The 13,543-nt window shown below is 65.9% G+C and carries 12 protein-coding genes; 10 read left to right on the top strand and 2 right to left on the bottom strand.

Annotation, left to right across the window (positions count from 1 at the left end; all coding sequences use genetic code 11):
- The first annotated feature begins 23 nt into the window (after positions 1-23).
- From RIA72_RS01015 to RIA72_RS00995, 5 genes are all read left to right on the top strand, one after another.
- The gene (locus tag RIA72_RS01015) at positions 24-317 is read left to right on the top strand and encodes a GIY-YIG nuclease family protein (RefSeq protein ID WP_350030494.1); all 294 of its coding nucleotides are present in this window, start codon (positions 24-26) and stop codon (positions 315-317) included.
- Between the two features lie 44 nt (positions 318-361).
- Entirely contained in the window at positions 362-1,759 is a 1,398-nt protein-coding gene (gene lpdA / locus RIA72_RS01010) for a dihydrolipoyl dehydrogenase (RefSeq protein ID WP_350030493.1), read from the top strand.
- Between the two features lie 23 nt (positions 1,760-1,782).
- Positions 1,783-3,120: an amidohydrolase gene (locus tag RIA72_RS01005; protein WP_350030492.1), complete on the top strand. Its 1,338-nt coding sequence runs from the start codon at positions 1,783-1,785 to the stop codon at positions 3,118-3,120.
- An 8-nt stretch (positions 3,121-3,128) separates the two neighbouring features.
- On the top strand, positions 3,129-3,761 hold the full coding sequence (locus tag RIA72_RS01000) for a trimeric intracellular cation channel family protein (protein WP_502957921.1): 633 nt from the start codon (positions 3,129-3,131) through the stop codon (positions 3,759-3,761).
- A gap of 105 nt (positions 3,762-3,866) precedes the next feature.
- Positions 3,867-4,769, top strand: a complete 903-nt coding sequence (locus tag RIA72_RS00995) for an alpha/beta fold hydrolase (protein ID WP_350030491.1) — start codon at positions 3,867-3,869, stop codon at positions 4,767-4,769.
- Between the two features lie 127 nt (positions 4,770-4,896).
- On the opposite strand, the gene sppA is transcribed toward RIA72_RS00995, so the two are convergent.
- Positions 4,897-6,879 (bottom strand): signal peptide peptidase SppA, encoded by a 1,983-nt coding sequence (sppA, locus tag RIA72_RS00990; protein WP_350030490.1) that lies wholly within the window; start codon positions 6,877-6,879, stop codon positions 4,897-4,899.
- A 213-nt stretch (positions 6,880-7,092) separates the two neighbouring features.
- On the opposite strand from sppA, the gene RIA72_RS00985 reads away from it, so the two are divergent.
- On the top strand, positions 7,093-8,601 hold the full coding sequence (locus tag RIA72_RS00985; protein ID WP_350030489.1) for a M28 family peptidase: 1,509 nt from the start codon (positions 7,093-7,095) through the stop codon (positions 8,599-8,601).
- A gap of 126 nt (positions 8,602-8,727) precedes the next feature.
- Here the strand turns inward: RIA72_RS00985 and RIA72_RS00980 are convergent, their stop codons facing one another.
- A complete protein-coding gene (locus RIA72_RS00980; protein ID WP_350030488.1) occupies positions 8,728-10,101 on the bottom strand; it encodes a class II 3-deoxy-7-phosphoheptulonate synthase in 1,374 nt (457 codons plus the stop codon).
- Between the two features lie 249 nt (positions 10,102-10,350).
- Between RIA72_RS00980 and RIA72_RS00975 the strand changes: the two genes are divergently transcribed.
- From RIA72_RS00975 to panB, 4 genes are all read left to right on the top strand, one after another.
- The gene (locus tag RIA72_RS00975; protein ID WP_350030487.1) at positions 10,351-11,028 is read left to right on the top strand and encodes a Crp/Fnr family transcriptional regulator; all 678 of its coding nucleotides are present in this window, start codon (positions 10,351-10,353) and stop codon (positions 11,026-11,028) included.
- A 54-nt stretch (positions 11,029-11,082) separates the two neighbouring features.
- Positions 11,083-11,433, top strand: coding sequence for an ArsC family reductase (locus RIA72_RS00970; protein ID WP_350030486.1), 351 nt, complete (start codon positions 11,083-11,085; stop codon positions 11,431-11,433).
- On the top strand, positions 11,430-12,497 hold the full coding sequence (locus RIA72_RS00965) for a glycerophosphodiester phosphodiesterase (RefSeq protein WP_350030485.1): 1,068 nt from the start codon (positions 11,430-11,432) through the stop codon (positions 12,495-12,497). The genes RIA72_RS00970 and RIA72_RS00965 overlap by 4 nt, the downstream gene beginning before the upstream one ends.
- Positions 12,498-12,662: 165 nt before the next feature.
- Positions 12,663-13,526, top strand: a complete 864-nt coding sequence (panB, locus tag RIA72_RS00960; RefSeq protein WP_350030484.1) for a 3-methyl-2-oxobutanoate hydroxymethyltransferase — start codon at positions 12,663-12,665, stop codon at positions 13,524-13,526.
- Positions 13,527-13,543 lie beyond the last annotated feature (17 nt).

Raw genomic sequence — 13,543 nt, 5'->3', positions numbered from 1 at the left:
CGGTCCCCATATCGGAGAATGGAATGATCAGACCAGGATATGTCTACTTGATGGCCAGCGGCCGCAACGGGACGACATATTTGGGCGTGACCAGCGATCTTCTGAAGCGGGTTTGGCAGCACCGCAACGAAGTGACGGACAGCTTTAGCAAGAAATATGGCTGCACACGACTGGTCTGGTACGAGGCGTTTGACGATATTCAGCAAGCGCGTCAGCGCGAACTGCAAATGAAGAAATGGAAGCGGGCGTGGAAGGTTGAACTGATCGAACGTGACAATCCGCAATGGCTGGATTGGTTCGACAGGCTATCGCTTTGACGCCCTGGGTTCCTGCGTTCGCAGGAACACAAATGGAGTGAACCATGGCTGATTACGACTACGACGTTCTTGTCATCGGTGCCGGTCCCGGCGGTTATGTCGCGGCGATCCGCGCCGCGCAGCTGGGGCTCAAGACCGCGTGCGCCGAAGGGCGCGAGACGCTGGGCGGCACCTGCCTCAACGTCGGGTGCATCCCGTCGAAGGCGATGCTCCATGCGTCCGAATATTTCGAGGCCGCGGCGGGCGGCGCGATGGCCGCGATGGGTATCAAGGTAAAGCCCGAGCTCGACCTTCCCGCCATGCACGGCCAGCGCAAGGATGCGGTCAAGGGCCTGACCGGCGGCATCGAGTTCCTGTTCAAGAAGAACAATGTCGACTGGTTGAAGGGCTATGCGCAGTTCACCTCGAAGGACAGCGTGGAGGTCGCGGGCAAGAGCTATCGCGCCAGGAACATCATCATCGCGACGGGGTCGTCGGTGACGCCGCTCCCCGGAGTGGAGGTCGATAACGACAAGCAGATCATCGTCGATTCGACCGGTGCGCTCGAACTCGCGAAGGTGCCGGGCCATATGGTCGTCATCGGCGGCGGTGTCATCGGGCTGGAGCTTGGCAGCGTGTGGCGCCGCCTGGGCGCCAAAGTGACCTGCGTGGAGTTTCTGGACCAGATCCTGCCCGGCATGGACGCCGACGTGCGCAAGGAGGCGAACAAAATCTTCAAGAAGCAGGGGGTCGAGTTCAAGCTCAAAACCAAAGTTACCAAGGCCGAGGTGAAGGGCAAGAAGGCGGTGCTGACGCTCGAACCCGCGGGGGGAGGCGAGGCGGAAACGCTGGAGTCCGACGTCGTGCTCGTGTCGATCGGACGCAAGCCCAACACCGACGGCCTCGCGCTCGACAAGGCGGGGCTGGAGGTTAACCAGCGCGGCCAGATCGAGATCGATCACGACTTCCGCACCGCGGTCGACGGCATCTGGGCGATCGGCGACGTCGTTCCGGGGCCGATGCTCGCGCACAAGGCCGAGGATGAGGGCATCGCCTGCGCCGAAAATATCGCCGGGCAGACGGGGATCGTGAATCACGACGTCATCCCGTCGGTCGTCTATACCTGGCCCGAAATCGCCGGTGTCGGGCTGACCGAGGAACAGGCGAAGGAACGCGGCGAGGTCAAGGTCGGCAAATTCCCGATGCTGGCGAACAGCCGCGCAAAGACGAACCACGAGCCCGACGGTTTTGTGAAGGTGATCGCCGACGCCACGACCGACCGCGTGCTCGGCGTCTGGTGTATCGCGAGCGTTGCGGGCACGATGATCGCGCAGGCCGCGCAGGCGATGGAATTTGGTGCGACTTCCGAAGACATCGCCTATACCTGCCACGCGCATCCGACGCACAGCGAAGCGATCAAGGAAGCCGCGATGGCGGTGACGGGCAAACCGATCCACATCTGACAGACAAAATGGGGGAGAATAGGATGGCGAAGCACGGGCTCTGGGCGGCGGCTTCGCTTTCGCTCTCCCTAGCGGCGACCACCGCGCAGGCGGCGCCCGACATGGGGGCGGCGCAGGCGCGGCTGGACGCGCTGCTGGAGAAGAATTATCCGGCACTTGAGGCGCTTTATAAGGACCTGCACCAGCACCCCGAGCTCGGGATGCAGGAAGTGCGGACCGCGGGCCTGTTGGCGCGACATCTGCGCGATGCCGGATTCACCGTGACCGAAAAGGTCGGCGGTACCGGTGTCGTCGGCATTCTGAAAAACGGCGAAGGTCCGACGATCCTTGTGCGCGCCGACATGGACGCGCTGCCGATGGAGGAAAAGACGGGGCTCGCCTGGGCGAGCAAGGCGCGCGCGACCTATGAGGGCAAGGACGTGCCCGTGATGCACGCGTGCGGTCACGATACGCATGTCGCCTATCTGGTCGGAGTCGCGCAGGCGCTGAGCGCGATGCGCGACAGCTGGGCGGGGACGGTCGTGCTGATCGGCCAGCCCGCGGAGGAAACGCTCACCGGCGCGCGCGCGATGCTCGACGACGGACTGTTTACCCGCTTTCCCAAGCCCGATTTCGGCTTTGCGGCGCACGTCACCAATCTTCCGGCGGGCGTGGTCGCGATCAAGGCGGGTGCGTCATCGTCGGCATCGGACAGCTATTCGATCACCTTTCACGGCCGTGGCGGTCACGGGTCGATGCCCGCGGCGACGATCGACCCGATCCCCATCGCCGCGCGCTTCGTCACCGATACGCAGGTGGTGATCAGCCGCGAAAAGGATCCGGCGGCGTTCGGCGTGTTGACCATCGGCGCGATCAATGCGGGCAGTGCGCCCAATATCATTCCCGACCAGGCCGAGGTGAAGGTCAACCTTCGATCGCATTCGGCCGACGTGCGCGGGCTGCTCCGCGACGGCGTTGCGCGCGTCGCCCGATCCGCGGCCGCGATGGGCCGCGCGCCCGAACCGACGATCCGCTATCTCAGCGGCACCGGCGTGCTGACGAATGACGAGACGATGGCCGAGGCCGCGGCGCGTACGCTGGCGCCGGTATTTGGCAAGGGGTTGGTGTTCACGCCGACCACCGGCGCGCCGATGTCGGGGAGCGAGGATTTTTCGGAGTTCGTCGAAGCGGGTATGCCCGCGCTCTTTTTCGGGGTCGGCGGCTATGATCCCGCCGTGCTTGCCGAGCTCAAGTCGAAGGGCGAGCCGGCGCCGACCAACCATTCGCCCTTCTTCGCACCCAAGGCCGAGCCCGCGATCCGCGGCGCGGTGACGGCGATCGTGCTGTCGATCATCGGCGGCGTCCGCCCCCAGACGAAATAGGCGCCCCCTTGGTCGAGATCGACAATGCGCTGATCGTCCGGCTTCTCGACCTGATCGGCATCGGCGTCTTTGCCCTGTCGGGCGCGCTGATGGCGGTGCGCCTGCGTCAGACGCTCGTGACCGCGGCCTTTTTCGCGCTCGTTACCGGGGTCGGCGGCGGCAGCGTGCGCGACCTGCTGATCGGCGCGCCGGTCTTTTGGGTGCAGGATGGCGCGATCGCGGCGGTGTGCATCGCGATCGCGCTGATCGTATGGGTGACGCCCGAACGCTGGTGGCAGGGACAATTGCTCGAATGGGCCGATGCGGTGGGACTCGCCGCCTATGCTGTGTTCGGCACCGCAAAGGCGCTCGCATGGGGCGTTCCGCCCGTTCCCGCGCTGTTGATGGGCGTGATTACCGGCTGCGTCGGCGGGACGATCCGCGACATATTGGCGGGTGTACCGTCGATCATCGTCCGCCCCGAAGTCTATGTGACCGCGGCCGCGCTGGCGTCGGGGCTGTTCCTGCTGTTGATCTGGCTCGGCGCGGGTACGCCCGTGGCGGCGGTGGCGGGCGCGCTCGCCGGCTTTGCGCTGCGCGGCGCGGCGATCCACTGGTCGCTTGCGCTTCCGGCCTATCGGGGATCGCGAGAGGGCGACTAGAGCCCCAGTCCTGGGCTTGCCTAATTGATCGCCTGGCGGCAGATTGGCCTTGTGAACAATCATGTCAGCACCGATCGCCGGTCGGGGCGTCAGCCAAGGATAGACATGCAGACAGAACGGGCGGCCGTGAACGGCATCGACATCAGCTATGAGGACCGCGGGCCGAAGGATGCGCCTGCCATCTTGCTGGTGATGGGGCTGGGCGGACAATTGACGCTGTGGCCCGACGAATTTGTTGCCGCGTTGAACGATCGCGGCTTCCGCACGATCCGGTACGACAACCGCGATGTCGGCCTGTCGACGCGCTTCGACGCGGCGGGGGTGCCGAACGTCAAATGGTTGCTCGTCAAGGCGGCGATCGGCCTGCCGGTGCGATCCGCCTACAGCCTTGCCGACATGGCGGCCGACGGCGTCGGTCTGCTCGACCAACTGGGCATCGGCCGGGCCCACGTCGTCGGCGTGTCGATGGGCGGGATGATTTCGCAGCATATTGCGGCGCGTTACCCCGACCGCGTGCTGTCGCTGACATCGGTGATGTCGACGACGGGCAACCGGCGCCTGCCGCGCGCGCAGAAGGAAGCGATGCGCGTACTCGCCAACCGGCCGGCGCGCGGCGACAAGGAAGCGCTGATCGCCTATTCGGTGAACGCCGCGCGGGTCATCGGCAGCCCCGGCTATCCACCCGACGAGGAACGGCTGCAACGCCGCGTTCGCGGCGATTTCGAACGCGGCTGGTATCCGCCGGGCCTGGCGCGGCAGATGGCGGCGATCGTCGCCGACGGCGACCGGCGGCCGATGCTGAAGGACATCAAGGCGCCGACGCTGGTGATCCATGGCGAGGACGATCCGCTCGTTCCGCTGGCGGGCGGGCGCGATACGGCCGCGCATATCGCGGGCGCGCGGCTGCTCACCATTCCGGGCATGGGACATGATCTGCCGCTCGCGCTCGTCGACACGCTCGCCGATGCGATTGCGGAGCATGCCGGTAAGGTCGCCGTCGCAGCATAGCAGTTTCATGGCGTTATCTGTGCCCCCGCGAAGGCGGGGGCCCATCACCCGTCGGTGCTATTTCGAACCGTCAGGAGATGGGTCCCCGCCTTCGCGGGGACACAAGGTCTTTTTTTTGGTTCCGCGTCTACTTCAGCAGCAGCGCCAGTGTGCCAAGCACACCCCTTGTCTCCGCCTGACCCGGCCGCGGCGCGGCGGGCAGATAGGCGCGGCAGTCGAGACAGGCCGCCTGGATCGATCCGGCCTGCGCGAGCAGCGTCAGATCCTGTGCCAGCCGCCGCTCGGCAAGCTGGCGGTTCATCGCCGCGATGCCGAACCAGCCGCGCGGGAGCGCCGCGGTTTCCTCTTCGCTGCCCGACCAGCTCGCGAGCATTTTTGAAAATTCGCTGGGTTCGTCCTCGAAATATTTGGCGTGGAAGTCGCCCTCGACCTTGGCGAGCTTCGCCGCCGCGGCGAGGGCGTCGGGCAGGCCGCCGAACTGGTCGACAAGGCCAAGCTGATGCGCGGTGCCGCCCGCCCACACGCGCCCTTCGGCGATCGGCAGGATTTTTTCGATCGGCTGCTTGCGGCTTTTCGCGACCAGTCCGGTAAAGCGCGTATAGACGTCCTCGACGCTCGCCTGCGCCAGCGCGTTGAATTCGTCGTTCACCCCGCCGAAAATATCGGGTTGGCCCGATAAGGGGGTCGTCGCGATGCCGTCGGCATTGACGCCGATCTTGGCGAGCGCCTTGTCGAAGCTCGGCAGGATGCCGAACACGCCGATCGAACCGGTGATCGTTTCGGGCTCGGCAAAGATGCGGTCGGCGGGGGTGGCGATCCAATAGCCGCCCGACGCCGCGACATTCGCCATCGAAACGACGATCGGCAGCTTCTTCGCCTTGGCCGCGAGTAGCGCCTGGCGGATTTCCTCCGATGCCAGCACCGACCCGCCGGGCGAATCGACGCGCAGCACGATCGCCTTCACGCCGCTGTCGGTGGCGGCATCGAGGATATGTTCGGCGACCGTCGTGCCGCCGGCAACGCCTGTCGACGCCTCGCCATCGACGATCTCGCCCACCACCGGCACGACGGCAATCGCGCTGCCCTTTTGCTCGGGCGGATTGGATGCCACCCAGTTTTCGAGCGGGATGGCGTTATATTCCCATGGCTTGCTTTCGTCGGCGGCGCCGCTGATGTCGGCAACGCGGCGGTTGAACGCCATGCGGCTGCCTAGCTTGTCGACCAGCCCCGCATCGAGCGAAGCCTTCGACAGATCATTGCCCGCCGTGCGCACGGCGCCGGGCGTGTCGGCGATGAACGCGTCGAGCTTGGCTGCCGGGCGCGCTTTCCTTACATCGGCAAGCCAATTGTCCCACAGGACGCCGGCATAGGCGAGGTTGGCCGCTCTGGCTTCGGGCGACTGGTCGCTGCGCAGGAAAGGTTCGACGGCGCTCTTGAAGGTTCCGACACGATAGATGTGCGCCGTGACCCCCAGGCGATCCATCAACCCCTTGTAATAAAGGCGCGATCCGCCCGGTCCGGCAATCGCGACGCCGCCGACATTGTCGGCCCAGATCTCGCTTGCATGGGCGGCAAGCTGATAACTGTCGGTCGTGTAAGCGGTGGCAAAGGCGAGGACCGGCTTTTTCTTCGCGCGTACCTTGTCGATCGCGGCGCCAATTTCGGCGAGCGAGACCTGTCCGCCGCCAAGGAAACGATCAAGATCGAGCACGACCGAGGTGACGCGCTGGTCCTCAGCCGCGGTTTCGAGGGCGCGCACAACATCGCGCGTGCGTGTTTCCTTGATCTGGGCGCTGCCCGACAGCGCCGCAAAGGGATCGACCTCGGCGGGCTGTTCGCTGACGATGCCGTCGAGTTCGATGAGCAGCGCGCCCTTGCTCACCGGCAGCCCCGCATTGGGCCGCCCCGCGAGCAGCCCGAACAGGGCAACGAAAAATAGCAGCAGGAATATCAGCGCCAAGGCATCCTTGATCCCGACGAGCAGGCCCCAGACCTTGCGGGGAAAGCTGGAGGTACGCCGCGGCCGATCCTCGCCCGGCAACGGCCGGCGGACGGGGATGGCCCATGGGCCTGCGGGATCGTTGGGCGTGGGCGCAATATTGTCGGTCATCCGGCAAATCTAGGGACGCGCCCGGTCCTTGGCAATGCACGCTTCGACAGGCGGGCGATATGGGCATATGGGCGCCGGTCGCACCAAGGCCCCTGGCGCTGACCCGTCATCGTGGCGCTTGTCGGGATGACGCTATAGGGCGGGGCAGGCCGCCGTTGGTCGTTCGACGAACCGCCTTGCCTGCCCGCGGCGGAAATGTCATGCCGCGCGCCCATGAAAGCCATCTTCTTTCGCGCTGCCGTCGCGGCCGCCGCGCTCGTCACAACATCCGCGTCTGCACACGCCGCTTCCGCCTCCGCCGATGCACCCATCACCGAGGCCGATCTCGCCGCGCATATGAGGATTCTTGCCGGTGATGCGTTTGAAGGACGCGCACCAGGCAGCGATGGCGAGGATCGCACCATCGCCTATATCGTCGGCGAATGGGCGAAGGCAGGGCTCGAAGCCGTTCCGGGCAGCGCGACGCCATGGCTCCAGCCGGTGCCGTTCGTCGAGACCGAGGCGCTGAACGGCACCGCGAAGTTCAAGGTGCGGGGGCGCGATTTCGCGCTGGCCGATGACGGGATCCTGCTGAACGGACGCGATGCGTCGGTGTCGCTGGCGGGGGTGCCCGCGGTCTTTGTCGGCTATGGCGTCGACGGGGCGGGGCACGTCAATGCCGACGTCAGAGGCAAGCTGGCGATCATGTTGTTCGATAACGCGCCCTTTGGCGACAAATTGCCGCGTTATCGCGAGCGGCGCCAGCTACTCGCCGATGCGGGCGCTGCTGCTGTGCTGGTGATCGCCACCGACGCGGTGCCGTGGGACGCGCTGCGCGAAAGCGTCGGCAGCAAGGCGATGCGGCTCGCCGGTGCCAAGGCCGGCGCGCCGGTGAGCGGTTTCCTGTCGGGCGCCGCCGCCGACGCGCTGTTCAAAGCCGCGGGGCAGGATGGCGCTGCGCTGCGCGCGGCGGCGAAATCGCCGGGTTACAAGGGCGCGGCGCTGCCTGCGACCGCGGATTTCACCGCACAGTCGGCGGTGCGCGCCTTTGCCAGCCACAATGTCGTTGCCAAATTGCCCGGCGCCCGGCCCGACGGCAAGGCGGTGCTCTTTCTCGGTCACTGGGACCATCTGGGCCTTTGCGTACCCGAGGGCGAAGCCGACCGCATCTGCAACGGCGCGGTCGACAATGCGAGCGGCATCGCGGTGCTGATCGAGGTCGCGAAGCGGCTGGGCAAGGGCGCGCGGCCCGATCGCGACATCTATTTCCTCGCGACAACCGCCGAGGAAAAGGGGCTGCTCGGCGCGCGCTGGTTCGCCGATCATCCGGTCGTGCCCCTCGGCGCCATCACCGTCGCGCTCAACGTCGATACGATCGCGATCTCGCCGCGCGGTACGCCCGTCGCGACGATCGGGCGCGGCAAGCCCGCCTATGACGCGGTGGTGCGCGAGGTGGCGACCAAGCTTGGCCGAACGCTCGACGAGGATGGCGAGGCCGATGCGTTCATCCAGCGGCAGGACGGCTGGGCGCTCGGCGCAAAGGGCGTGACGTCGCTGATGGTCGGCGGCAGCTTTTCGGACATGAAGCTGCTCGAGGCGTTTCTGTCGAGCCACTATCACAGCGCGGCCGACAATTTCTCCGACAAGATCCCGCTCGGCGGCGCGGCGGAGGACGCCGACCTGCACGTCGCGCTGGGGCGGGCGTTCGCCGATACGAAGCGGTGGCGCGGGACCGAGAAGTAGCGCCGAGAAAGAAGCCAGTGTGTCCCCGCGAAGGCGGGGACCCATCACCGGGTGTTTCGGAATTAAACGATCGGAGATAGGCCCCCGCCTTCGCGGGGGCGGCTTAAAATAGGGACTGTCCCTATTTTAAGCCGCCTGTTTCGCCCGGTCCGCCATTTCCTGATTGAGCATTTCGGCAAGCAGGAAGGCCAGCTCCAACGACTGCCCCGCGTTCAAACGCGGGTCGCAGTGCGTGTGATAGCGGTCGGCGAGGTCCATCTGGGTCACGTCCATCGCGCCGCCGGTGCATTCGGTGACATTCTGGCCGGTCATTTCGATATGGATGCCGCCGCCATGCGTCCCTTCGGCGCGGTGGACGGCGAAAAAGCCGCGCACTTCGGCAAGGATACGCTCGAACGGCCGCGTCTTGTAGCCGGTCGAGGTCTTGATGACGTTGCCGTGCATCGGGTCGCACGACCAGACGACCGGATGCCCCGATTCTTTCACCGCGCGCACGAGCTTTGGCAGATGCGCCTCGATCTTGTCGTGGCCATAGCGGGTGATCAGCGTCATCCGGCCCGCGACATGATTGGGGTTGAGCGTGTCGAGCAGGCGCAGCAACACGTCGGGCTCCAGGCTCGGGCCGCATTTCATCCCGACGGGATTGCCGATGCCGCGCAGATATTCGATATGCGCCGACCCTTCGAAGCGGGTGCGGTCGCCGACCCACAGGAAATGACCCGACGTGTCGTACCAGCCGCCGGTCAGGCTGTCCTGCCGGGTGAGCGCCTGCTCATAGGGGAGCAGCAGCGCCTCGTGGCTGGTGTAGAAGCTTGTGCCCTTGATCTGCGGTACCGTTTCGGGGGTCACACCGCACGCTTCCATAAAGGCGAGCGCTTCAGAAATCCGCGCCGCGGTTTCCTGATATTTCTTGGCCCAGGGGCTGCGGTCCATGAAGTCGTGCGTCCAGGCGTTGACCTGGTGCAGATTGGCATAGCCGCCGCCGGCAAAGGCACGCAGCAGATTGAGCGTCGCCGCCGACTGGTTATACGCCTTGACCATGCGCGCGGGGTCGGGTTCGCGCCCTGCCTCCTCGAAGGCGATGTCGTTGATGATATCGCCGCGGTAGCTGGGCAGCGAAACGCCGTCCACTTCCTCCATGTCCGCCGAACGCGGCTTGGCGAACTGGCCCGCCATGCGGCCGAGCTTCACCACGGGCATCTTCGAGGCGAAGGTGAGCACGACCGCCATCTGAAGCAGCACGCGAAAGGTGTCGCGGATATTGTTCGGATGAAATTCGGCAAAGCTCTCCGCGCAGTCGCCGCCCTGGAGCAGGAACGCCTTGCCCTCGGCAACGCGGGCGAGCTCGCTCGTCAGCGCGCGCGCTTCGCCTGCAAAGACGAGCGGCGGATAGTCCGCAAGCTCGCGCTCGGCGGCCGCGAGGGCATCGGCGTCGCGATAGGTGGGAAGCTGGCGGGCCTCGTGCGTGCGCCAGCTATGCGGTTGCCAGTTTTTCGTCATTTGCCTGTCATTTCATCGTCGAATCATGCGCCCCATGGCGCGAATGCCCGCCCGGTGCAACGCTCGCAGCACGGACGAGGCGGATAATTAGCATTATCGTGACATTTGCGCACCTATGCTTTTCTTCGGGACCAGGAACTGATAGTTTATTGCGGCTTTGGGCGGTGGCGGAGCGCGCAAGGCACGGAGCTATCGGCAACGTCATACACCCAGGGGTCTCTATCGGGGCCGGGATGCGAGCGATTGGCTATGGCGAGTTTCGACTCTGCGTGGTTCCTCTACGGGGCATTGCTGCTCCTTCTGGCGACAAGTTTCGTCGTGCGCATCGACTATGCACGCATCGGCCTTGCCGCGGCTGCGCTCGTCGCGCTGCCGCTTACCCTCTTTCGCGCCTCGGACCCCGGCTACAGCCTACTCGTTCTCGCGATCCTCGCGGTCAATATCGGCATTCTCGCGCGGCTCTGGCTGCGCGGCGCCAAGGTGCGCTTCTCGCCCGAGGATGAGGAATTGCGCCGCCGCCATTTTCGTCGGCTGAGCGCGGTTGCCGCGCGCCGTCTTATCGATCAGGGGCACTGGATTTCGGCGAGGCGCGGCGAGGTACTGATCCGCGAGAACCAGGCCGCGCCCAGCCTTTTCTATCTGGCCGACGGCCGCGCGACGATTTTGCGCGACGGGGTTGAGGTCGGACGATCGGCCGAGGGCGAGTTGATCGGTGAAGCGACAGTGCTCGACGGATCGAACGCGACCGGCACGGTCGTGCTCGGCAGCAACGCCCGGCTGTGGTTCGTGCCCGCAGTGGCGCTTCGCGCCTATCTGGCCGCCAATCCCGATATCGCGGCCGAACTGCACGAAGGCTTTGCGCGCGCGCTGCGCGGCAAGTTGGCGAGCGCCAACACGCGAATCGCGGACCGCACGCCGACGGCATAGATTCCGGGCGCTTGAGCCTCGAATCTGCAACGCGCGGCTGCTAATCGTTCGTCCATGACGATGATTCTCTATGGCATCCCCAATTGCGATACCGTGAAAAAGGCGCGCCGCTGGCTCGACGACCAGGATATTGCCTATCGCTTCCATGATTTCCGGAAAGACGGGCTCGACCCCGGCCTTTTGCAGCGCTGGATCGACGTGCTCGGCTGGGAAAAATTGCTCAACAAGGCGGGCACCACCTTTCGCAAGCTGCCCGACGACGCGAAGGCCGGTCTCGACGCCGCCTCGGCCAAGGCGCTGATGCTCGATCAGCCGGCCATGATCCGCCGCCCGGTCGTCGAGCAGGACGACAGGGTCAGCGTCGGCTTTTCCGCCGACGAATGGCGCGCGCGCTTTGCGCGATGAAGCGCTGGCTCGCGGCGCTGGGCGCCTTCATGCTGCCCGCGGGCTGTTCGGCTGATCCGGTGACGGCGCAGCCAACGCTTGACGGGCGGCCGCCTATCGTCATCGCGCACCGCGGCGCGTCGGGCGAGCGCCCCGAACATACTATCGCCGCGTACCGGCTCGCGATCGAGCAGGGCGCCGATTTTATCGAGCCCGACCTGGTGCTGACCAAGGACGGCGTCCTTGTCGCGCGGCACGAGAATGAGATTTCGGAGACCACCGACGTCGCGGAACACCGCGAGTTTGCGGATCGCAAGGCGGTGAAGACGATCGATGGAAAAAAGGTCGAAGGCTGGTTCACCGAGGATTTCACGCTCGCCGAACTGAAAACGCTGCGCGCGCGCGAACGGCTGCCGCGGCTGCGCGGCACCGATTATGACGGCCGGTTCGAGATTCCGACCTTCGAGGAGATTTTGACGCTGCTTGCCGAGGCGAACCGGGGGCGGGCAAAGCCGGTCGGCGTCTATCCCGAAACCAAGCATCCGAGTTATTTCGCGTCGATCGGCCTGCCGCACGAATCGCCTTTGCTCGCGATGCTGGACCGCTTCGGCTATCGCGGCCGCAGCGCGCCGGTGTTCATCCAGAGCTTCGAGGTCGGCAATCTGATCGACCTGCGCGCCAGGAGCGACCTGCCGCTGATCCAGTTGATGGACGTCGAGGGCGGTCCGGCCGACCGGCCCGGCACCGGCTATGCCGCCATGGCGTCGCCATCGGGGCTGAAGATGATCGCTGCTTACGCCGACGGCATAGGGCCCAACAAGGCGATGGTGATCCCGCGCGGCACCCTCGGCCGCCTCGTCACGCCGACCAGCCTCGTGCGCGATGCGCATGAAGCGGGGCTGAAGGTTCATCCGTGGACGTTCCGCCGCGAAAATTATTTCCTGCCGCTGGGCGATCGCGGCGGGGTCAATCCCGCGGGACATGGCGATCTGGCGGCGGAGATCGGCGCCTATCTGGCGACCGGCATCGACGGCCTGTTCAGCGACAATGTGCGCGAGGCGGTGGCGGCCCGGACGGGGCGCTGACCGGGTCGCGCCGTGTGCGATCATGCTTTGAGGCCCGGTCGGACGCGACGGGCGGGTTCGGCGCGTTGAATGGGCGGCTTCGCGTGACCGCGCTCCCGGCTGCGTGCAGCAAAAACGGGCTTTCGCGCTTTCGCCGGGCCATTTTAGCGGCTAAACCCCGGCGCCATGTCTACGCTCCCCAAAACGCTCACCCTCGACACCTCCACGAGCCGCGCGAACCCGACGCCGCAGCCGATGAAGCGGCTGACCGTGCCGCGCATCCGCCAGCGCAAGGGCGGCGAACCGCTGGTGATGCTGACCGCCTATACGGTGCGCATGGCGCAGCTGCTCGACCCGCATTGCGACATGCTGCTCGTCGGCGATTCGCTGGCGCAGGTGATTTACGGTCTGCCGCACACGGTCGGCGTGACGATGGACATGATGGCGCTCCACGGCGCGGCGGTGGTGCGCGGCAGCTATCATGCCGCGGTGATCGTCGACATGCCCTTTGGCAGCTATGAGGGCAGTCCCGAACAGGCATTCGACAATGCCGCGCGGCTGCTCAAGGAAACCGGCGCCGCCGCGGTGAAGGTCGAGGGCGGCAAGGTGCTTGCGCCGACGATCGAGTTTCTGACCCAGCGCGGCATTCCGGTGATGGGCCATGTCGGCCTGACGCCGCAGGCGGTGAACATCCTTGGCGGCTATGGCGTCCGCGGCAAGAGCGAGGAGGAGGCGCGCTCGATCGTCGAAGATGCGGTCGCCGTCGCGCAGGCCGGCGCCTTTTCGATCGTCATCGAGGGCGTGCTCGAATCGATTGCGATCGAGATCACGAACAAGGTCGCCTGCCCGACGATCGGTATCGGCGCGTCGGCGCAGTGCGACGGCCAGGTGCTTGTCACCGACGATATGCTGGGGATGTTCGAACGCGTCCCCAAATTCGTGAAGCGTTATCAGGACATGGCAAGCGTGGTCAGCGGCGCGGTGCAGGATTATGCGGGCGAAGTCAGGTCCCGTTCATTCCCGACCGAGGATCAGATTTACGCCGGTTGATTGCCCCCGCGTGTCCG

It is taken from the genome of Sphingopyxis sp., assembly GCF_040216815.1.
Lineage (GTDB): Bacteria > Pseudomonadota > Alphaproteobacteria > Sphingomonadales > Sphingomonadaceae > Sphingopyxis.
This window is presented reverse-complemented; position numbering and strand designations above follow the sequence as displayed.